At 63.5% G+C, this 17,456-nt stretch carries 14 protein-coding genes; 8 read left to right on the forward strand and 6 right to left on the reverse strand.

Translation table 11 applies throughout. The features are described from left to right. Positions 1-141: 141 nt before the first annotated feature. Positions 142-2,244 (reverse strand): bifunctional rhamnulose-1-phosphate aldolase/short-chain dehydrogenase, encoded by a 2,103-nt coding sequence (locus AC0L17_RS22360; RefSeq protein ID WP_473517432.1) that lies wholly within the window; start codon positions 2,242-2,244, stop codon positions 142-144. A 190-nt stretch (positions 2,245-2,434) separates the two neighbouring features. Between AC0L17_RS22360 and AC0L17_RS22365 the strand changes: the two genes are divergently transcribed. The 7 genes from AC0L17_RS22365 to AC0L17_RS22395 all read left to right on the forward strand — a co-directional run bounded on the left by AC0L17_RS22365 (position 2,435) and on the right by AC0L17_RS22395 (position 9,568). Beyond that, positions 2,435-3,244 carry a DeoR/GlpR family DNA-binding transcription regulator gene (locus AC0L17_RS22365; protein WP_027155512.1) on the forward strand — a complete coding sequence of 270 codons (810 nt, stop codon included), beginning with the start codon at positions 2,435-2,437 and terminating at the stop codon, positions 3,242-3,244. Positions 3,245-3,290: 46 nt separating this feature from the next. Beyond that, positions 3,291-4,286, forward strand: a complete 996-nt coding sequence (gene rhaS, locus AC0L17_RS22370) for a rhamnose ABC transporter substrate-binding protein (protein WP_236389130.1) — start codon at positions 3,291-3,293, stop codon at positions 4,284-4,286. An 84-nt stretch (positions 4,287-4,370) separates the two neighbouring features. Continuing rightward, positions 4,371-5,912 carry a sugar ABC transporter ATP-binding protein gene (locus AC0L17_RS22375; protein WP_473517433.1) on the forward strand — a complete coding sequence of 514 codons (1,542 nt, stop codon included), beginning with the start codon at positions 4,371-4,373 and terminating at the stop codon, positions 5,910-5,912. Next, complete coding sequence (locus AC0L17_RS22380) at positions 5,909-6,886, forward strand: ABC transporter permease (protein ID WP_473517434.1); 978 nt, start codon at positions 5,909-5,911, stop codon at positions 6,884-6,886. Before AC0L17_RS22375 ends, AC0L17_RS22380 begins: the two co-directional genes overlap by 4 nt. Beyond that, positions 6,883-7,884, forward strand: coding sequence for an ABC transporter permease (locus AC0L17_RS22385; RefSeq protein ID WP_023803290.1), 1,002 nt, complete (start codon positions 6,883-6,885; stop codon positions 7,882-7,884). Before AC0L17_RS22380 ends, AC0L17_RS22385 begins: the two co-directional genes overlap by 4 nt. Continuing rightward, complete coding sequence (locus AC0L17_RS22390; RefSeq protein WP_473517435.1) at positions 7,884-8,201, forward strand: L-rhamnose mutarotase; 318 nt, start codon at positions 7,884-7,886, stop codon at positions 8,199-8,201. Before AC0L17_RS22385 ends, AC0L17_RS22390 begins: the two co-directional genes overlap by 1 nt. After that, on the forward strand, positions 8,198-9,568 hold the full coding sequence (locus AC0L17_RS22395; RefSeq protein WP_473517436.1) for an FGGY-family carbohydrate kinase: 1,371 nt from the start codon (positions 8,198-8,200) through the stop codon (positions 9,566-9,568). The genes AC0L17_RS22390 and AC0L17_RS22395 overlap by 4 nt, the downstream gene beginning before the upstream one ends. Here the strand turns inward: AC0L17_RS22395 and AC0L17_RS22400 are convergent, their stop codons facing one another. From AC0L17_RS22400 to galE, 3 genes are all read right to left on the reverse strand, one after another. Then, positions 9,569-11,395 carry an alanine racemase gene (locus AC0L17_RS22400; protein ID WP_473517437.1) on the reverse strand — a complete coding sequence of 609 codons (1,827 nt, stop codon included), beginning with the start codon at positions 11,393-11,395 and terminating at the stop codon, positions 9,569-9,571. It lies immediately after the preceding gene. Positions 11,396-11,468: 73 nt separating this feature from the next. Then, the gene (locus AC0L17_RS22405) at positions 11,469-12,719 is read right to left on the reverse strand and encodes a D-amino acid dehydrogenase (protein WP_473517438.1); all 1,251 of its coding nucleotides are present in this window, start codon (positions 12,717-12,719) and stop codon (positions 11,469-11,471) included. Between the two features lie 113 nt (positions 12,720-12,832). Then, positions 12,833-13,828 carry a UDP-glucose 4-epimerase GalE gene (gene galE / locus AC0L17_RS22410; RefSeq protein WP_128169123.1) on the reverse strand — a complete coding sequence of 332 codons (996 nt, stop codon included), beginning with the start codon at positions 13,826-13,828 and terminating at the stop codon, positions 12,833-12,835. A gap of 282 nt (positions 13,829-14,110) precedes the next feature. Here galE and hemA point away from each other — a divergent pair, with 282 nt between their 5' ends. Further along, the gene (gene hemA / locus AC0L17_RS22415; protein ID WP_077376755.1) at positions 14,111-15,388 is read left to right on the forward strand and encodes a 5-aminolevulinate synthase; all 1,278 of its coding nucleotides are present in this window, start codon (positions 14,111-14,113) and stop codon (positions 15,386-15,388) included. A 137-nt stretch (positions 15,389-15,525) separates the two neighbouring features. Here hemA and AC0L17_RS22420 read toward each other — a convergent pair whose 3' ends face one another. Together AC0L17_RS22420 and mscL are read right to left on the reverse strand one after the other, a co-directional pair. Then, positions 15,526-16,692, reverse strand: coding sequence for a pyridoxal phosphate-dependent aminotransferase (locus tag AC0L17_RS22420; protein WP_128185244.1), 1,167 nt, complete (start codon positions 16,690-16,692; stop codon positions 15,526-15,528). A gap of 112 nt (positions 16,693-16,804) precedes the next feature. Beyond that, positions 16,805-17,227, reverse strand: a complete 423-nt coding sequence (gene mscL / locus AC0L17_RS22425; RefSeq protein WP_023803298.1) for a large conductance mechanosensitive channel protein MscL — start codon at positions 17,225-17,227, stop codon at positions 16,805-16,807. Positions 17,228-17,456: the final 229 nt, after the last annotated feature.

Here is a 17,456-nt window from a genome sequence, read left to right on the forward strand (position 1 = left end):
CTCATCTGCCTGCCGGCACCTTCTCCCCGTATAGCGACGGGGAGAAGGACAAGCGTGTCCGGCATTGGCGACCCCCTCTCCCCGTTGTTCGCGGGGAGAGGGTAAGGGTGAGGGGCAGCGCCACCCTCAAAAAATGATCGCCTAGCGCGTAAAACTCTGGGCGTTGCCGGCGTCGACATTGACGATATTGCCGGTCGACTTGGCCGACATGTCGGAGGCGAAGAAATAGATCGCCTCGGCGATGTCTTCGGGGAACACCGAACGCTTCAGCATCGAGCGTGAGCGGTAGTGTTCCTCAAGGTCGTCAGTCGACATCTTGTAGGCGGCGGCGCGCTGTTCCTTCCACTCGCCGGTCCAGATCTTCGAGCCGCGCAGCACGGCGTCGGGATTGACGACATTGACCCTGATCTGGGCCTCCGCGCCTTCCAGCGCCAGGCAGCGCGCCAGATGGATTTCGGCGGCCTTGGCCGTGCAATAGGCGGCGGCATTGGGCGATGCGGCAAGCCCGTTCTTGGAGGCGACGAAGACGACATTGCCGCCGATCTTCTGCGCCCGAAACAGCCGGAATGCTTCGCGCGACGCGAGGAAATAGCCGGTCGACAAGATGTCCATGTTCTTGTTCCACAGCGCCAGCGTCGTCTCCTCGATCGGCGCCGAGGTTGCCAGGCCGGCATTCGACACCAGGATGTCGATGCCGCCGAACTCGACCGCCGTCTCGGCGAAACCGGAGATCACCTGGTCCTCTGACGTGACGTCGATCACCACCGGCCGCACGAAGTCCTTGCCATGGGCCTTGGCCAATTCGTCATTGGCGCTGGCAAGGGCGGTCTCGTCGATGTCGGCCAGCACGACGCAGGCGCCCTCGCGCAGCAACCGGTTGGCCGTCGCCCGGCCGATGCCGCCGGCGCCGCCGGTGACCAGCGCGATCTGGCCGGCAAGCGATTTCGGCTTGGGCAGGCGCTGCAGCTTTGCCTCTTCGAGCAGCCAGTATTCGATGTCGAAGGCTTCCTGCTCGGGCAGGCCGACATAGGTCGACACTGTCGAGGCACCGCGCATGACATTGATGGCATTGACGTAGAATTCGCCCGAAATGCGCGCCGTCGCCTTGTCGCCGGCGAAGGTGAACATGCCGACGCCGGGCATCAGATAGACCACGGCGTTCGGATCACGCACCGGCGGCGAATCCGCATGCTTGCACCTGTCATAATAGGCCTGGTAGCCAACGCGATACTCCGCCAAATCGTCGGCGAGACGGGCGATGACGGCGTCGACATCAGGATTTTTGGGGTCGAATTCGATGACCAGCGGCCGGATCTTGGTGCGCAGGAAATGATCCGGGCAGGAGGTGCCGAGCGCCGCCAGCGGGCGCAAATCCTTCGAGTTGACGAATTCGAGCACGGCCGGCGAATCGTCGAAATGGCCGAGCTTGTGGCTTTTCTCCGAGATCAGGCCGCGGATCCTCGGCATCAGCCTTGCCGCCACGGCGCGACGCGCCGGCGCATCGAGCGATTTGACGACTTCGCCGCCGAAGATCGGCTTGCCTTCAGACTTGCGCTCGAACCAGTCGATCGCCTGGTTGATCACCGAGATCGTCGTCTCGTAGCATTCCTTTGGAGTGTCGCCCCAGGTGAACAGGCCATGGCTTGCCAGCACAACGCCCTTGGCCTCGGGGTTTTCGGAGCAGAATTTTTCCAGCCACAGGCCGAGCTCGAAGCCCGGACGCTTCCATGGCAGCCAGCCGATCGCGTCACCGAAGATCTCCCTGGTCAGCGCCTGCGAATCCTTGGCGGCGGCAATCGCGATGATGGCGTCGGGATGCATGTGGTCGACATGCGGCTTCGGCACGAAGGCGTGCAGCGGCGTGTCGATCGAGGCCGCGCGTGGGTTAAGATTGAAGGTGCAATGGGGCAGATAGGCGACCATCTCGTCCTCATGCTCGAGGCCGCGATAGAGACCCTTCAGCGCGCGCAACTTGTCCATGTAGAGGGTGGCGAAACCGTCTGTTTTAATCGAGGCGCTGTCGCCGCCGGAGCCCTTCACCCACAGCACTTCCACGCTTTCGCCGGTGAGCGGATCCTTTTGCCATATCTTGGAAGAGGTGTTGCCGCCGCCATAGTTGGTGACGCGCTTGTCGGAGCCAAGAACATTCGAGCGATAGACGAGACGTTCCGGCTCGCTTATTCCCAGGGCTGTCGCCTCATCCCAAAGATTGGCGAGGCGCGTGCCGGAGCGCTTGTCAAGCATAGGTAATCCTCCCGTGACGTGAGACGCGCAAACGGTGCGGTCCCTTTGGGCAGAATTTCTACGCAAGCGGCGGCGTTGTCAATCACAAACGATCAACATCGATCATATTGCACTGCACAATGAATTTATCTGATCGGAAATGATTGACACTGCGCGTTTTGAATGCCTAATGTGCTGGCAGGGAGGAACCATGCACGAAAAAGAGCGCCACAGGATCATTTTGTCCGCCGTCCAGGAAAAGCCTGTGGTGACGGTGCAGGAGATGGTCGACCTGACGGATTCATCCGAGGCGACGATCCGGCGCGACATCGCTGCATTGCATGTGCAAAAGCGCCTGCGCCGGGTGCGTGGCGGCGCCGAGGCGATCACCCCGCCGCAATTCATCGGCCTTGCCGGCCGGCCTTTTTCCGTCAACGAGACGATCAACGCTGCGCAGAAGCGGGCGATCGCGCGGGACGCCGTGGAACTGTGCAAGGACGGCGAGCCGATCATCATCAATGGCGGCACCACCACCTTCCAGATGGTGCATTTCCTGACCGGCCGCCGCATGCCGATCTTCACCAATTCCTTTCCGATCGCCGAGCACCTGCTCAAGCACTCCAAGAACACGGTGATGCTGTCGGGCGGCACCATCTACCGCGAGCAGAACATCATCCTGTCGCCCTTCGACAATGACGTGACGCGCAATTTCTATGCACGCCGCATGTTCATGGGCGCGCAAGGGCTCGGGCCACTCGGCCTGATGGAAGGCGATCCGCTGCTGATCCAGGCCGAGCAGAAACTGATCGATCAGGCCGACGAACTGGTGGTGCTGGTCGACTCGTCAAAATTCCGCAAACGCTCGAGCCTGATCCTGTGCGGCCTGTCGCGCATTGCCACGGTCATCACCGACGACGGCATCGAGGATCGCGAGGCCAAGATGTTGGAGGCCGCCGGTGTGACGCTGGTCGTCGCCCGCACAACGGCAGGCAATAGGGAAGAATCTTCGCTGCAGGCCTGAGGGTTCGCAGCGGCGATGGAATGCAACGCTCAAGGGAGGATATTCGATGAGCTTTCTGAAGAAATTGATGGTCACGGCGGCGTTGTCGGCCGCCATGTTCGTGAATGCGGCCTATGCCGAGAACGTCAAGATCGCGCTGGTGGTGAAGTCGCTCGGCAACGGCTTCTTCGATGCCGCCAACAAGGGCGCCGAAGAGGCGGCCAAGGAACTCGGCGACGTTGACATCATCTACACCGGCCCGACCAAGGCGACCGCCGAAGCGCAGATCGAGGTGATCAATTCGCTGATCGCCCAAAAGGTCAACGCGATCGCCATTTCGGCCAATGACGCCGACGCGCTGGTGCCGGCGCTGAAGAAGGCGATGGATCGCGGCATCACCGTCATCTCGTGGGATTCCGGCGTCGCTCCGGAAGGCCGCCAGCTCCACCTCAACCCGTCGGACACCAACCTGATCGGCGAGACCATCATCAAGCTTGCCGCCGACTATCTGCCGGAAGGCGGCGATGTCGCCATACTGTCGGCTTCGTCGACCGCGACCAACCAGAACGCCTGGATCGAAGCGGCCAAGAAGGTGCTGCCGGAGAAATTCCCCAAGATCAATCTCGTCGCCACCGTCTATGGCGACGACGACTCGGCCAAGAGCACGGACGAGGCCAAGGGCCTGCTGAAATCCTATCCGAACCTCAAGGCGATCATCGCACCGACCACCGTCGGCGTCGTGGCCGCCGCCCAAGTGGTGACCGACCAGGGCCTGATCGGCAAGGTCAATGTCACCGGCCTGGCGCTGCCGTCGGAGTTCAAGAAGTTCATCGACAACGGCGCCAGCCAGGCTGTCGCACTGTGGAACCCGATCGATCTCGGCTACTCGGCCGTCTACCTCGCCCATGATCTGGCGGTGAAGAAGGAAGAAGCCAAGCCGGGTGCGACGCTGTCGATCGGCCGTGTCGGCAAGGTCACCCTCGACGACACCAACTCGGCCGCGATGGCTCCGCCCTTCAAGTTCGACAAGTCGAACATCGAAGAGTTCTCCAAGATCTATTGATCCTGGAGCCCTTCAAGCCGGCGCGGCGGGACTCAAGTTCCGCTGCGCCTTCAAACGAACCTTGCTTCAGGGCTTGATACGACTATGGACACGACAGCCCAACTCGACCCGACCACTGAGCAGCCTTTGGCTGCGGCTCCACGCCTGACCCTGGCCGGCATCTCGAAGAATTTTCCCGGCGTGCGCGCGCTGCATGATGTCAGCCTGTCGCTCTACCCAGGTCAGGTGACCGCGCTGATCGGCGAGAACGGCGCCGGCAAGTCGACGCTGGTCAAGATCATGACAGGCATCTACCAGCCTGACACAGGCACGATCAGTATCGATGGCCAGGCCGTCACCTTGCCCAGCGCGCATGCCGCCTTCGGGCACGGCATCACCGCCATCCACCAGGAAACCGTGCTGTTCGACGACCTGACGGTGGCCGAAAACATCTTTCTCGGCCATGCGCCGCGATCGCGCTTCGGCACCATCGACTGGCGCACCATGCGCAAGAATGCCCGTGAAGTACTGAACACCATGGGCGCCGGCCACATCGACGCCGATGCGCGGCTGAAGGATCTCGGCATCGCCAATAAGCACCTCGTCGCAGTCGCCCGCGCCATGTCGATCGACGCCCAGATCGTCATTATGGACGAGCCGACCGCAGCTCTGTCGCTGAAGGAGATCGAGGAGCTGTTTTTGCTGGTCGAGTTCCTGAAAAGCGAAGGCAAGGCGATCCTGTTCATCAGCCACAAGTTCGACGAGATCTATCGCATCGCCGACCGTTACACGGTGTTCCGCGACGGCGAGATGGTCGGCGAAGGCCTGATCAGGGATGCCGGCCAGAGCCAGATCGTGCGCATGATGGTCGGCCGCGCCGTCGATCACATCTTTCCGCAACGCAAGGCCGAGATCGGCGCCCCGGTGCTTGCCGTCTCCGGCCTGTCGCACCCGACCGAGTTCGAGGACATCGGCTTCGAGCTGCACAGAGGCGAGATCCTCGGCTTCTACGGCCTTGTCGGCGCCGGGCGCAGCGAGGTGATGCAGGCGATATCAGGCATCACCCGCACCGGCAGCGGCACCATCACGCTGGAAGGCAACGCGATCATGCCGAAATCGGCGGCAGATTCGATCGACGCCGGCATCGTCTACGTGCCGGAAGAACGCGGCAAGCAAGGCGTGGTGATCGGCCTGCCGATCTTCCAGAATATCTCGCTGCCCTCGCTCAAGCGAACATCCAAGTCAGGTGTGTTGCAGCTGGCCGAAGAGTTCGCGCTAGCCCGTTCCTATACCGAGCGGCTCGATCTGCGCGCCGCCTCGCTCAGCCAGGACGTCGGCACTTTGTCGGGCGGCAACCAGCAGAAGATCGTCATCGCCAAATGGCTGGCGACCGCGCCCAAGGTGATCATCCTCGACGAGCCGACCAAAGGCATCGACATCGGCTCGAAAGCCGCCGTGCACGGCTTCATGGCCGAGCTGGTCGCTCAAGGGTTGTCGGTGATCATGGTGTCGTCCGAACTGCCCGAAATCCTCGGCATGTCCGACCGGGTCATCGTCATGCGCGAGGGCCGCATCGTCTCGATCTATGACAACAAGGGGCTCGACGCCGAAACGCTGGTCAAGACGGCAGCAGGGATTGTGGCATGAAGGTTTTGCTCAAATATCGCGAAGTCTGGCTGCTCGCGGCAATCGTCGTGCTGATCGGGCTGATCTCGATGCGCTTTCCGGGCTTTGCTGCCTTCGGCAATCTGCGCCAGGTGTTCAACGACACCTCGATCCTGATGATCCTGGCGCTGGGGCAGATGGTGGTGATCCTGACCCGCTCGATCGACCTGTCGATGGCGTCGAACCTGTGCTTCACCGGCATGGTGGTGGCGATGCTGAACGCCGCGCATCCGGCAATCCCGATCCCGCTGCTGATCGTCATCGCACTTCTGGTCGGCCTGGTGCTCGGCGCCATCAACGGTTTTTTGGTATGGCGCCTGAACATTCCTTCGATCGTGGTGACGCTCGGCACGCTCACCATCTATCGCGGCGCCACCTTCGTCATTTCAGGCGGCGCCTGGGTCAATGCCGATCAGATGAGCCCTGATTTCATTGGGCTGCAGCGTGCGGCCTTTCTCGGCATTCCGGTGCTGTCGTGGATCGCCATACTGGTCATCGCCTTGTTCTTCCTGTTGATGACGCGCACCGCGCTCGGCCGCTCGATCTATGCCATCGGCGTCAATCCAACCGCATCGGTCTACGCCGGCATAGATGTCGGCCGCACCAAGTTCATCGTCTTCTGCATCTCGGGGATGGCCGCCGGTCTGTGCGGCTATCTCTGGATCTCGCGCTACGTCATCGCCTCGGTCGAGGTCGCCAATGGCTACGAGCTCAACATCATCGCCGCCTGCGTCATCGGCGGCATCTCGATCGCCGGCGGCATCGGCTCGGTCGGCGGCGCGGTGCTTGGCGCGCTGTTCCTCGGCATCATCTCCAACGCGCTGCCGGTCATCAACATCTCGCCGTTCTGGCAGATGGCGATTTCGGGCAGCGCCATCATCCTGGCCGTGGTGCTCAATGCGCGCGGCGAACGCCGGCAAGGCCGCATCATCCTCAAGAAGGCGGAAGCGGCATGACCGACACCCCAGCTCCACGCCACATTCCCGACCGGCTCGACACGCCGCTCAACTCGGCGATCTTCTCGTGGGAGGCGCTGCTGGTCGCGGTGGCGGTCGCCATCTTCGCCGTCAACAGCTTCGCCTCGCCCTATTTCCTCGACGCGTGGTCGCTATCGGATCTGACCTTCAACTTCACCGAAAAGGCGCTAATCGCGCTTGCCATGGCGCTGCTGATCATTTCGGGCGAGATCGACCTGTCGGTCGCCGCCATCATTGCGCTGGCCTCGACGATGATGGGCATGGCGGTGCAGGCCGGCGCCGGCACGCCGGTGCTGGTGGCGATCGGCATCCTGGTCGGGCTCGGCTGCGGCGCCTTCAACGGGCTGCTCGTCACCAGGCTCGGCCTGCCGTCGATCGTCGTCACCATCGGCACGATGAGCCTATTTCGCGGCATCGCCTTCATCGTCCTCGGCGACCAGGCCTACAAAGGCTATCCCTCCAGCTTCGCCTTCTTCGGCCAGGGCTATGTCTGGTGGGTGGTGTCGTTCGAGCTGACGCTGTTCCTCGTCGCGGCGGTCATCTACTGGTTCCTGCTGCACCGAACCAGCTTCGGCCGCCGCGTCTTCGCCATCGGCAACAACCCGGTCGCGGCACAGTTTTCCGGCGTGCGCGTCGGCCGCATCAAGTTCATCCTGTTCTGCCTGACCGGGCTGATGGCGGGCATCGCCTCGGTGCTGATCACCTCGCGGCTCGGCTCGACCCGGCCATCGATCGCGCAAGGCTATGAACTGGAAGTCATCACCATGGTGGTGCTGGGTGGCGTCAGCATCCTGGGCGGCGCCGGCAGCATTTTGGGCGTGGTGCTCGCCGCCTTCATCATGGGGCTGGTGACTTTCGGCCTCGGGCTGCTCAATGTGCCCGGCATCGTCATGTCGATCTTCATCGGCCTGCTGCTGATCATCGTCATCGCGCTGCCCATCGTCTGGCGGCGGGTGCGGCGGGAGCGTTTTACCTGATGGCCGAGAAATACGCGTTCAAGATGAAGCTCAATCCCGGCATGAGGGCCGAATACAAAAGGCGTCATGACGACATCTCGCCGTCGCTGGTCGCACTGCTGAAACAGGCCGGCGTTTCCGACTATTCGATCCATCTCGACGATGAGACCAACACCTTGTTCGGCGTGCTGTGGCGGCGCGACGGCCACGGCATGGACGAATTGCCGAAGCACAAGGTGATGCAGCGCTGGTGGGCTGAAATGGCCGACATCATGGAGACCGGGCCTGATAACGAGCCGGTGGCAGTGCCGCTGGAAACAATGTTCCATATGGAATGACCCGCTACGTCGCCGTCATCGATATCGGCAAGACCAACGCCAAGGTGGCGCTGGTCGATCTCGCCGATGTACGCGAAATCGCGCTGCGCCGCATGGCGAACGCGCCTGTCCTTGACGGTCCCTACCCGCACCACGATGTTGAGCTTCTGTGGTCGTTCATCCTCGACAGCCTCGCCGAGATCAATCGCGAACAGCGCATCGACGCGATATCGATCACCACCCATGGCGCGACGGGCGTGCTGGTGGACACTGCCGGCGAGTTGGCGCTGCCGGTGCTCGACTATGAATTTGCCGGGCCCGACACCCTTGCCGAGGACTATGACACGAACCGTCCGGCCTTCGCCGAGACGGGCACGCCGCGCCTGCCGGTCGGCCTCAATCTCGGCGCGCAGCTGTTCTGGCAGCAGAAGCGCTTCCCGGCGGAGTTCGCCAAGGCCGCCGCGATGCTGATGTACCCGCAATACTGGGCCTTGCGCCTGACCAGCGTCGCCGCCAACGAAGTGACTTCGCTTGGCTGCCACACCGATCTGTGGAACCCGTGGAAGGCCGATTTTTCGTCGCTGGTCGACAAGATGCAATGGCGTCATCTGATGGCGCCGGTGCGGCCGGCAAAAGATCGCCTTGGCCCGATCCTGCCCGCGCTTGCGATACGGACCGGGCTTGATCCGCAAACGCCGGTGTTTTGCGGCTTGCACGATTCCAACGCTTCGCTGCTGCCGCATCTCCTGTCCGATACGCCGCCGTTCTCGGTCGTCTCGACCGGCACCTGGGTGGTGTCGATGGCGGTTGGCGGCAACAAGATCGCGCTCGACCCGGCCCGCGACACGCTCGTCAACGTCAACGCGCTCGGTGATCCGGTGCCGTCGGCGCGTTTCATGGGCGGCCGTGAGTTTTCGCTGCTGACGGAAGGCCAATCGGAAGACTGGACCAAAGAGGATATCGCCACAGCGCTCGCGCGGAAGACGTCCCTGCTGCCTTCGACCCAACAGGGTTCGGGGCCGTTCCCGCATCACAGGGCAGCATGGCTCGACGCAGACGGCATCAACGGCGGCCAGCGCTTTGCCGCCATCTCTTTCTACCTGGCGCTGATGACCGCGACCTGCCTCGACCTGATCGACGCCGGCGGCCCGACGACCGTCGAGGGGCCGTTCGCCCGCAACCGGCTTTTCACGCGCATGCTCGCTGCAGCCACCGCACGTGCCGTCATCGCGTCGGAGGCCGCAACCGGCACCAGCATCGGCGCCGCCCTGTTGGCGTCGGACCAAGGAACGGTACAAGGCGCCGGCGAAAGGTTCGAACCGCCGGTCGACCCGGCCTGGGCGGATTACGCACGTTCATGGCGCGCGGCGGTCGACGCACAGGGCTGATCACAAAATCCGCTTGCCAAACGCCGACATGACGAAATTGACCGTTTCCGCCGCCAATCGCGGTTCCAGAGCTGATGTCAGGCCGGAAACGTCCATCGACAACAGCCCGCCGGACAACGCGATCGCCTCCATGGCCTGATGCGTTTCGCGCACCGTGATGCCGCCGGAGCCTGCCGCCCAGCCGGCGAATTCGGTCACCTCAGGCGTATAGCTGACATGAAAGCCTTGCGTGCCGGAGCTGGCGATGCGGATCGCCTCGTGCATCACGTCGCGCATGCCCATGGCGTCGATGTCGGTCATGGTGAAGGCGCAGACGCGCGAATCCTTCAGCACCCGGGCCTCGGCCGGATCTGCATGGCGCAAACCGACAATGACGACGTTTTCCGGCGACAGTTGTGGCTGCAGCGCGCCGGGCTTGTGATCGAGGCCGAGCGCCCGCGCCAGCACCGAAGCTTCCGGCAGGTCGATGCCGTCTTCGTCCTCGGGCATCAGCGCGGCGATGGAATCGATCCAGATCAGGCCAAACGAGTGCGTCGCCCGCGCGGTCGCCGTCAGCGCCGTGTGGGCGATGCGCCGGTCGCTGCCGGCGGTGAGCCGGACCAGGCCGGACGGCGGCCGCTCGATATCGGCCAGTTCGACGACATCGAAATTCATCGCCTCCAGCCGGGCGCCGGTCGCCTCCCTGGCCAGGATGCCGGCCGCCGCCGGTTCGGCAGATATCGACACCATCTTGCGGCCGGAGAAATCCTCGACATCGTGCATTGGCGCCTTTTCGACATATTCCGAGGTCATTGCCAGCAGCATGGCGCCATAGCTCATGCGGAAGGCGACACGATCGCCGACGGCGGGTGGCGGCTCGGCATCGGTCACGTCGAGAAGCAGATGGTCGCTCGAGGCGCCAAGCACCCGCACGCCCTTGGCAATCGGCGTCAAACCTTCGATCAAGACATCCTCGCGGCCGATATTGGCGATGGCGCGCAACCGGTCGCCATCGTCGGCAAACACCGGCTGGTTGCCGAAAGCGTCGTAGCCGGATTGGCCGATCGGCCGCGACGGCTTCAGCTTGACCTCGATGATGTCGCTGGTCAGCCGGCAGGCATCGGGTTCGAGTTCGGCCCATGGCGTGTCGCGAAAAGTCTCGACGCCACCCTGCAGGATCGCCTCGCCGACCCGCAGATTGTTGATGCCGGCGGGCAGCCTGCCTTCGAGCAGCAGCGTCAGCGACGATGACGCGCCGCCCGAGATCCAGTCGAGCCTTGCACCGGACAGGCGCTCGGTCTTGTAGGCATGGGCAACGAGCTGTCCGAGATTTTCCTGCGTCGGCATGATGGCGCCGAAGCAGCCGAGATTGGTGCCGATGCCGGCGATGCGCACGCCGCTGAGCGCCAGTATCTGTTCGACCGTCGGAATGAGGTCGTTCGGCCAGATACCTTCCCTGAGGTCGCCAAGATCGATCATCAGCATGATGTCGTGGACGCGGTCCATACGCTCGGCGATGCGCGATAGTTCGCGGATGGTGGCGAGTTCGGATTGCAGGCTGATGTCGACGGTGCGCACAACCTCCTCGATGCGTGCCATCGGCGGACTGCGCAGCAGCATGATCGGGGCGGTGATGCCGCTGTCGCGCAGCCGGCGGATGTTTTCGAAGCGCGATTCGGCGATGCCGGCGACGCCGCCGCGCAGCATGGCGCGCGCCACCTGCGGCATGCCGCAGGTGCCCTTGGTAACGCCGAATACCCTGATGCCGGACAGGGCGCAGCGGTCGACGATGGTGCGCGCATTGCGCTCGATGCGGCCAAGGTCGATGGCGACTTGCGGTCCCGACATTTTTCTACTCAGAATTTGTGCACGGTATTAGACGCATTATCTTCCCGGTGCCGACACGACGATTAATTCTCCCTCAATTGACATAGACCAGCCCTTGCGGGTCGATCTCCGGCTTGCGGCCGGCGACCACATCGGCAAGGAATTTTCCGGAGCCGCAGGCCATGGTCCAGCCGACATGGCCGTGGCCGGTATCGAGATAGAGATTGCTGTAGCGCGCCCGGCCGATGACCGGGACCGAGTTCGGCATCATCGGCCGCAGACCGGCCCAGAGCTCGGCCTTGTTCTCGTCGAAGGCGCCCGGGAAAAGCTCCTTGCCGGTCCTGAACATGGCGGCGAAATCGCTCGGCTTGTGGCTGCGGTCGAAGCCGGTGAACTCGGCGGTCGAAGCAAGCCGCAGCCGGTTGCCGAGCCTGGAATAGCCGATAAGCTGATCCTCGTCGGCGCCGCCCATGGTCGGGCCCTTGCTCTCGTCCTCCAGCGGCACGGTCGCGGTATAGCCCTTGACCGGATAGACCGGCAGGTCGACGCCGTAGCGGCGGCCGAGCAGCCCGCTCTCCGGCCCCATCGAGATGACCACGGCGTCGGCTGTTATTGGGCCGGCCGAGGTCATCACCGCGCGCACCCGATCGCCTTCGCTGTCGAGGCCTTCGACCGTCGTGCCGTAGAGGAACTGGACGCCGAGTTTCTCGGCGGCATAGGCAGCGAGGTTTCGGGTGAATTGGCTGGAGTCGCCGGTCTGGTCGATCGGCGAATAGACGCCGCCGGCTATTCTGTCCCTGGCCCCGGCAAGGCCGGGCTCGATCTCGACCAGCCGGTCGCGGCCGACGATCTCGATCGGCAGACCGTGCTCGGCGAGATAGCGGTAATTGTCGGTGCCGGTATCAAAACTCTGCTGCGAGCGGAAGAAATAGAGAATGCCCTTCTTGCGCTCGTCATAGTGAATGCCGGTGTCGGCCGAGATGGCGTTGATGCAGTCGCGCGAATAAAGCGCCAGGCGCAGCTTGATGTCGGTGTTGGCGCGCAGTCGCGCATGCGTGCATTGGCGCAGGAAGCGCAGACTCCAGGCGAAGAAATAAGGATCGAAGCGCAGCCGCACCTTGATGCCGAGATCGTGGTTGTAGAGCGCGCGCAAAAACGTCCTCAGCGCAGCGGGCGAGGCCCAGGCGGTGGCGTCGCCGGGCGACACCAGGCCCGCATTCGATTGGCTGGTGCCTCGCGCCGCCATCGGATGGCGTTCGATCACGGTCACCTCGTGGCCGTCGCTCGCCAGATAGTAGGCCGCCGCCGTGCCGACGACGCCAGCGCCAAGGACCAATATCTTCATGCCGCCCCCAAAGGATCAGACGCGGCCGAAACGCCTCCACGTTTCAGCCGCGCAGCTCCTTCAATAGCGCTTCCACGCTCGATCTACGAGCCCACGGAGGAAAAACCGGGACTTCAGCTCCGCGCCGAATTCTTGCCGGTCAGGATACGCTCCCAAGCCAGCGCGTCGGCGACGATCCGGTCGAGGTCATCGCGTTGCGGGGTCCAACCGAGCTCGCGGCGCGCCAGCTCCGAATTGGCGACCACCGCCGCCGCGTCGCCCGCACGGCGCTCGCCGATCCGCACGTCGAAATCATGGCCAAAGACGCGGCGCACGCTGTCGATAACTTCGAGCACCGAATAGCCGTGGCTGTAGCCGCAATTGGCGACGAGGCTTGGTCCCCCGGCGCGCAGCCGTTCCAGCGCCAGCCGATGCGCCGCCGCCAGATCGCTGACATGGATGTAGTCGCGCATACAAGTGCCGTCGGGCGTCGGATAGTCGGTGCCGAACACCTCCATGAAGGGCCGCTTGCCGAGCGCCGTCTCGCAGGCGACCTTGATCAGATGCGTGGCGCCCGGCGTCGACTGGCCGGTGCGGCCCCTCGGATCGGCGCCGGCGACGTTGAAGTAGCGCAACGCCGTATAGCGCAAGCCGTGGGCGATTGCGGCGTCGCGCAGCATCCATTCGCTCATCAGCTTGGACAGGCCATAGGGCGATTCCGGTGCAAGGCGCGCATCCTCGCGCACCGGCTCCAGCCCGGCGCCGCCATAGACGGCGGCGGTCGAGGAAAAGATGAAATTGGGCACGCCTTCGCGCACCGCGGTCTCGATCAGCGTGCGCGTCTTGCAGGTGTTGTTCTCGTAATAGCCGAGCGGGTCGGCGACCGATTCGGGAACCACGATGGAGCCGGCAAAATGGATGATCGCATCGACATGATTGTCGCGGATGACCCCGCCGACCAGCTCCTTGTCGGCGACATCGCCGACGACAAGCTTTGCCTCCGGCGCCACCGCCCATTCGAAGCCGGTCGAAAGCCGGTCGAGGACGACAACGCTCTCGCCCGCGTCCAGCAGTTCCCAGACCATATGGCTGCCGATATAGCCGGCGCCGCCTGTCACCAAAACCGTCATCCGTGTCCTCGCTGCTCAAGATTTGTCGGAAGCTGTCTCAACACCCGCCTTACTGGAAAGTCTGCCACTGGGCCATTAGTCCATTTCCATCAGTGCCTGCGGTAACCAGTCTCATCGGCGCATGGCATCGTCCTGAAACAAAATTGATCCACATCAAGGGAATAGGCCATGATCCGTGGCCGTTAGGAAACAGGCTTGGGGCGTGGCATTTTGACCAAAAAGGCCAAGTAGACGGCGAATAGGGCAATGATTATGATCCCATGCAAAAATTGGGAAGCCGAAATGAACTATCAGCGGTTCTTCGAAGACGCGATCGACCAGCTCCACGCCGAGCGTCGCTATCGCATCTTCGCCGACCTCGAGCGCATCGTGGGGAACTTCCCACGCGCCATCTGGCGCGCCAACGGCCGCGCCCAGGAAATCACCGTCTGGTGCTCCAACGACTATCTCGGCATGGGCCAGCATCCCGACGTCATCGCCGCGATGCAGAACGCCGCCGGCAAGATGGGATCCGGCGCCGGTGGCACCCGCAACATCTCCGGCACCAGCAATCCGCTGGTCGAGCTCGAACTGGAACTGGCCGACCTGCACGACAAGGAAGCCGCGCTCGTCTTTACCTCCGGCTTCGTCTCCAACGAAGCTTCGATCTCGACCATTGCGCGGCTGCTGCCCAACTGCCTGATCGTCTCGGACGAGTTGAACCACGCCTCGATGATCGAGGGCGTGCGGCGTTCGGGCGCCGAGAAGAAGATCTTCCGCCACAACGACGTTGCGCATCTCGAAAGCCTGCTGCAGGCGGCGGGCCGCGAGCGCGCCAAGTTGATCGTCTTCGAGAGCGTCTATTCGATGGATGGCGATATCGCGCCGATCAAACAGATCGTCGAACTTGCCGAGCGCTACAACGCCATGACCTATATCGACGAGGTGCATGCCGTCGGCATGTACGGACCGCGCGGCGGCGGCATCACCGAGCGCGAAGGGCTGGCCGACCGTATCGACATCATCGAAGGCACGCTGGCCAAGGCGTTCGGCACGCTCGGCGGCTATATCACCGGCACAAGTGCGGTGATCGATGCCGTGCGCTCCTATGCGCCGGGCTTCATCTTCACCACGGCGCTGCCGCCGGCCATTGCCGCCGCGGCGACCACGTCGATCCGCCACCTCAAGCGCTCACAGGCCGAACGCGCCGCGCAGCAGCGCCAGGCGACGCGGACCAAGCAGGTTCTTACCGCCGCGGGCCTGCCGGTGATGGACTCCGCTACCCACATCGTGCCGCTGCTCGTCGGCGATCCCGAACTGTGCAAGATGGCCAGCGACCGCCTGCTCGGCGTCCACGGCATCTACATCCAGCCGATCAACTACCCGACCGTGCCGCGCGGCACCGAACGGCTGCGCATTACCCCGACGCCATTCCATTCGGATCAGCTGATCGCGGCGCTTCAGGACGCGCTGGTCGAGACCTGGGATGCCTTGGGCATCTCTTACGGTTCTGCGGGCCGGCCAGCGGTGAGGGAAAGCGACCGCGTCATTCCGCTGCTGGTGCCGAAGTCCGGCGGCTGAGCTTCCGCTACCTTCGTCTTCCTGGGGCGTAGCAAGGAGCGAAGCGACGCGGCGCAGACCCTAGGATCCATGCCGTTACGTTGGCCAAGGAGTGCAACGGTTCGCAGCTGTCCGGCTTGGCGCGGACCTCAACAACCTCACACACTTTTCATCCACTTCGCCAGCCGGTGCGCGGCCTCCTCGAGCTGGTCGAGGCGGCGGTGGAAGCATAGCCTGAGGAAGGCTTCGCCGCCGGGACCGAATGCGGTTCCGGGCGCCAGGCCGACATTGGCGCGGTCGACGATGTCGAAGGCGGCGGCGCGTGAATCGGTGATGCCGTCGACTGCGAAGAACAGATAGAACGCGCCCTGCGGCACGGTAAAGCGTGCCCTGCCGGTCGCAGCCAGGATGCCGCAGACCAGGTCACGCGCCGCCCTCGCCCGCTCCACCTGCTCGACGATGAAGGCGTCGCCTTCGTCGAGGGCGACGACCGCGCCGCGCTGCATGAACTGGGCAACGCCGGAGGTCGAATACTGGACCAGGTTCTCGAACACCTGCTGCAGGCAGGGATGGACCTTGATCCAGCCGACCCGCCAGCCGGTCATCGACCAGTTCTTGGAAAAACTGTTGACGAACAGGATGCGATCCTCGTCGGCCATGATGTCGATGAAGGACGGCGCGCGGCTGTCGCCGTAGTGGAACAGCGAATAGATCTCGTCGGCGATGATCCACAGCCCCCGTTCGCGGGCAAGGTCGAGGATCGCCTGCAGCGTCTGCCTGTCGGCGGTCCAACCGGTCGGGTTGGACGGTGTGTTGACGAACAGCGCCTTTGTCCTTGGCGTGATCGCCGCCTCGATCTTGCCGATGTCACAGGACCAGCCATTGCCGGACTGGTCGAGCGTGACTGCGACCGGGACGGCGCCCGCCACGCCGGCGGCTGCGGCGAAGTTCGGCCAGGCCGGCGACAGATAGACGACCTCGTCGCCATTGCCGGCGACAGCGTCGAGCGCCAGCTGGATGGCATGCATGCCAGAGCCGGTGACGATGAATTCTTGCTCGGCGAAGCTCTTGCCGAAATGCCTGATGTAATAGCGGGCGAGCGCCTGCCGCAGTTCGGGGATGCCTTTCTGCCAGGTATAAAAGGTTTCGCCGCCGGCCAGCGCCCGGGCAGCGGCATCGGTGATGAAGGCGGGCGTCGGCAGGTCGCCCTCGCCGGCCCAGAGCGGGATCATGCCGTCGCGGTCGCGGCCGCGGTTCATGACGGCGACAATGCCGCTTTCGGGCGCGGCCCGGGCCTCGGCGCGCAAATTCTCGATCAGGGTCATGGATGGATCCGTTTTTCGCCTTCCGGACAGCTAGCGTGTTTTGCGACAGGCGAAAATAGAAAACCCCGGCCGAAATCGACCGGGGGTTTGGTCCAGAGATCTTGCCCCTGCGCTATTTCCTGGCGAGGAGATCGCGAATTTCGGTGAGCAGCGCGACATCGGCCGGCGGAGCGGCAGCAGGCGCAACGGGCTTCTCACGCTCCAGCCGCCTGCGCAGATCGTTCACCGCTTTGATCATCAGGAAGATGATGAAGGCGAGGATGATGAAGTTCAGCGCCACGGTGATGAAACTGCCATAGGCGAAGACTGCGCCCTGCCTCTTGGCTTCCGCCAGCGATGTGGCGTTGACCGCTGAGGACAAGGGCAGGAAATAATTGTTGAAGTCGAGTCCGCCGAAAATCGCCCCGATTATCGGCATGATGATGTCGTTGACTAGGGAATCGACGATCTTGCCGAAGGCGGCGCCGATGATGACGCCGACGGCCAGGTCCATGACATTGCCCCTGGAAATGAATTCCTGGAATTCTTTCAGCATCCGACCCTCCTTGTCCTGACGGGCCAGGCCGCCGCCTCTGCCCGCTTCGTTCGGCCCCGCTTCGTTCCCCCCACTGGCACAATAGCAAAAACCTACGGTTGCAGCATCGGCAAAAGACCGGTTCCGGCCAAAATTTCCCGAAGCCGCAGCCATCCTGCGCCGAAAGCCGCGATGGACTTGATCGCCAAGCTGTGATTGCGTCTCAGCAGGCCGGATGCAAAAACCGGCA

The sequence above is a fragment of the Mesorhizobium sp. WSM4829 genome, from assembly GCF_055811475.1.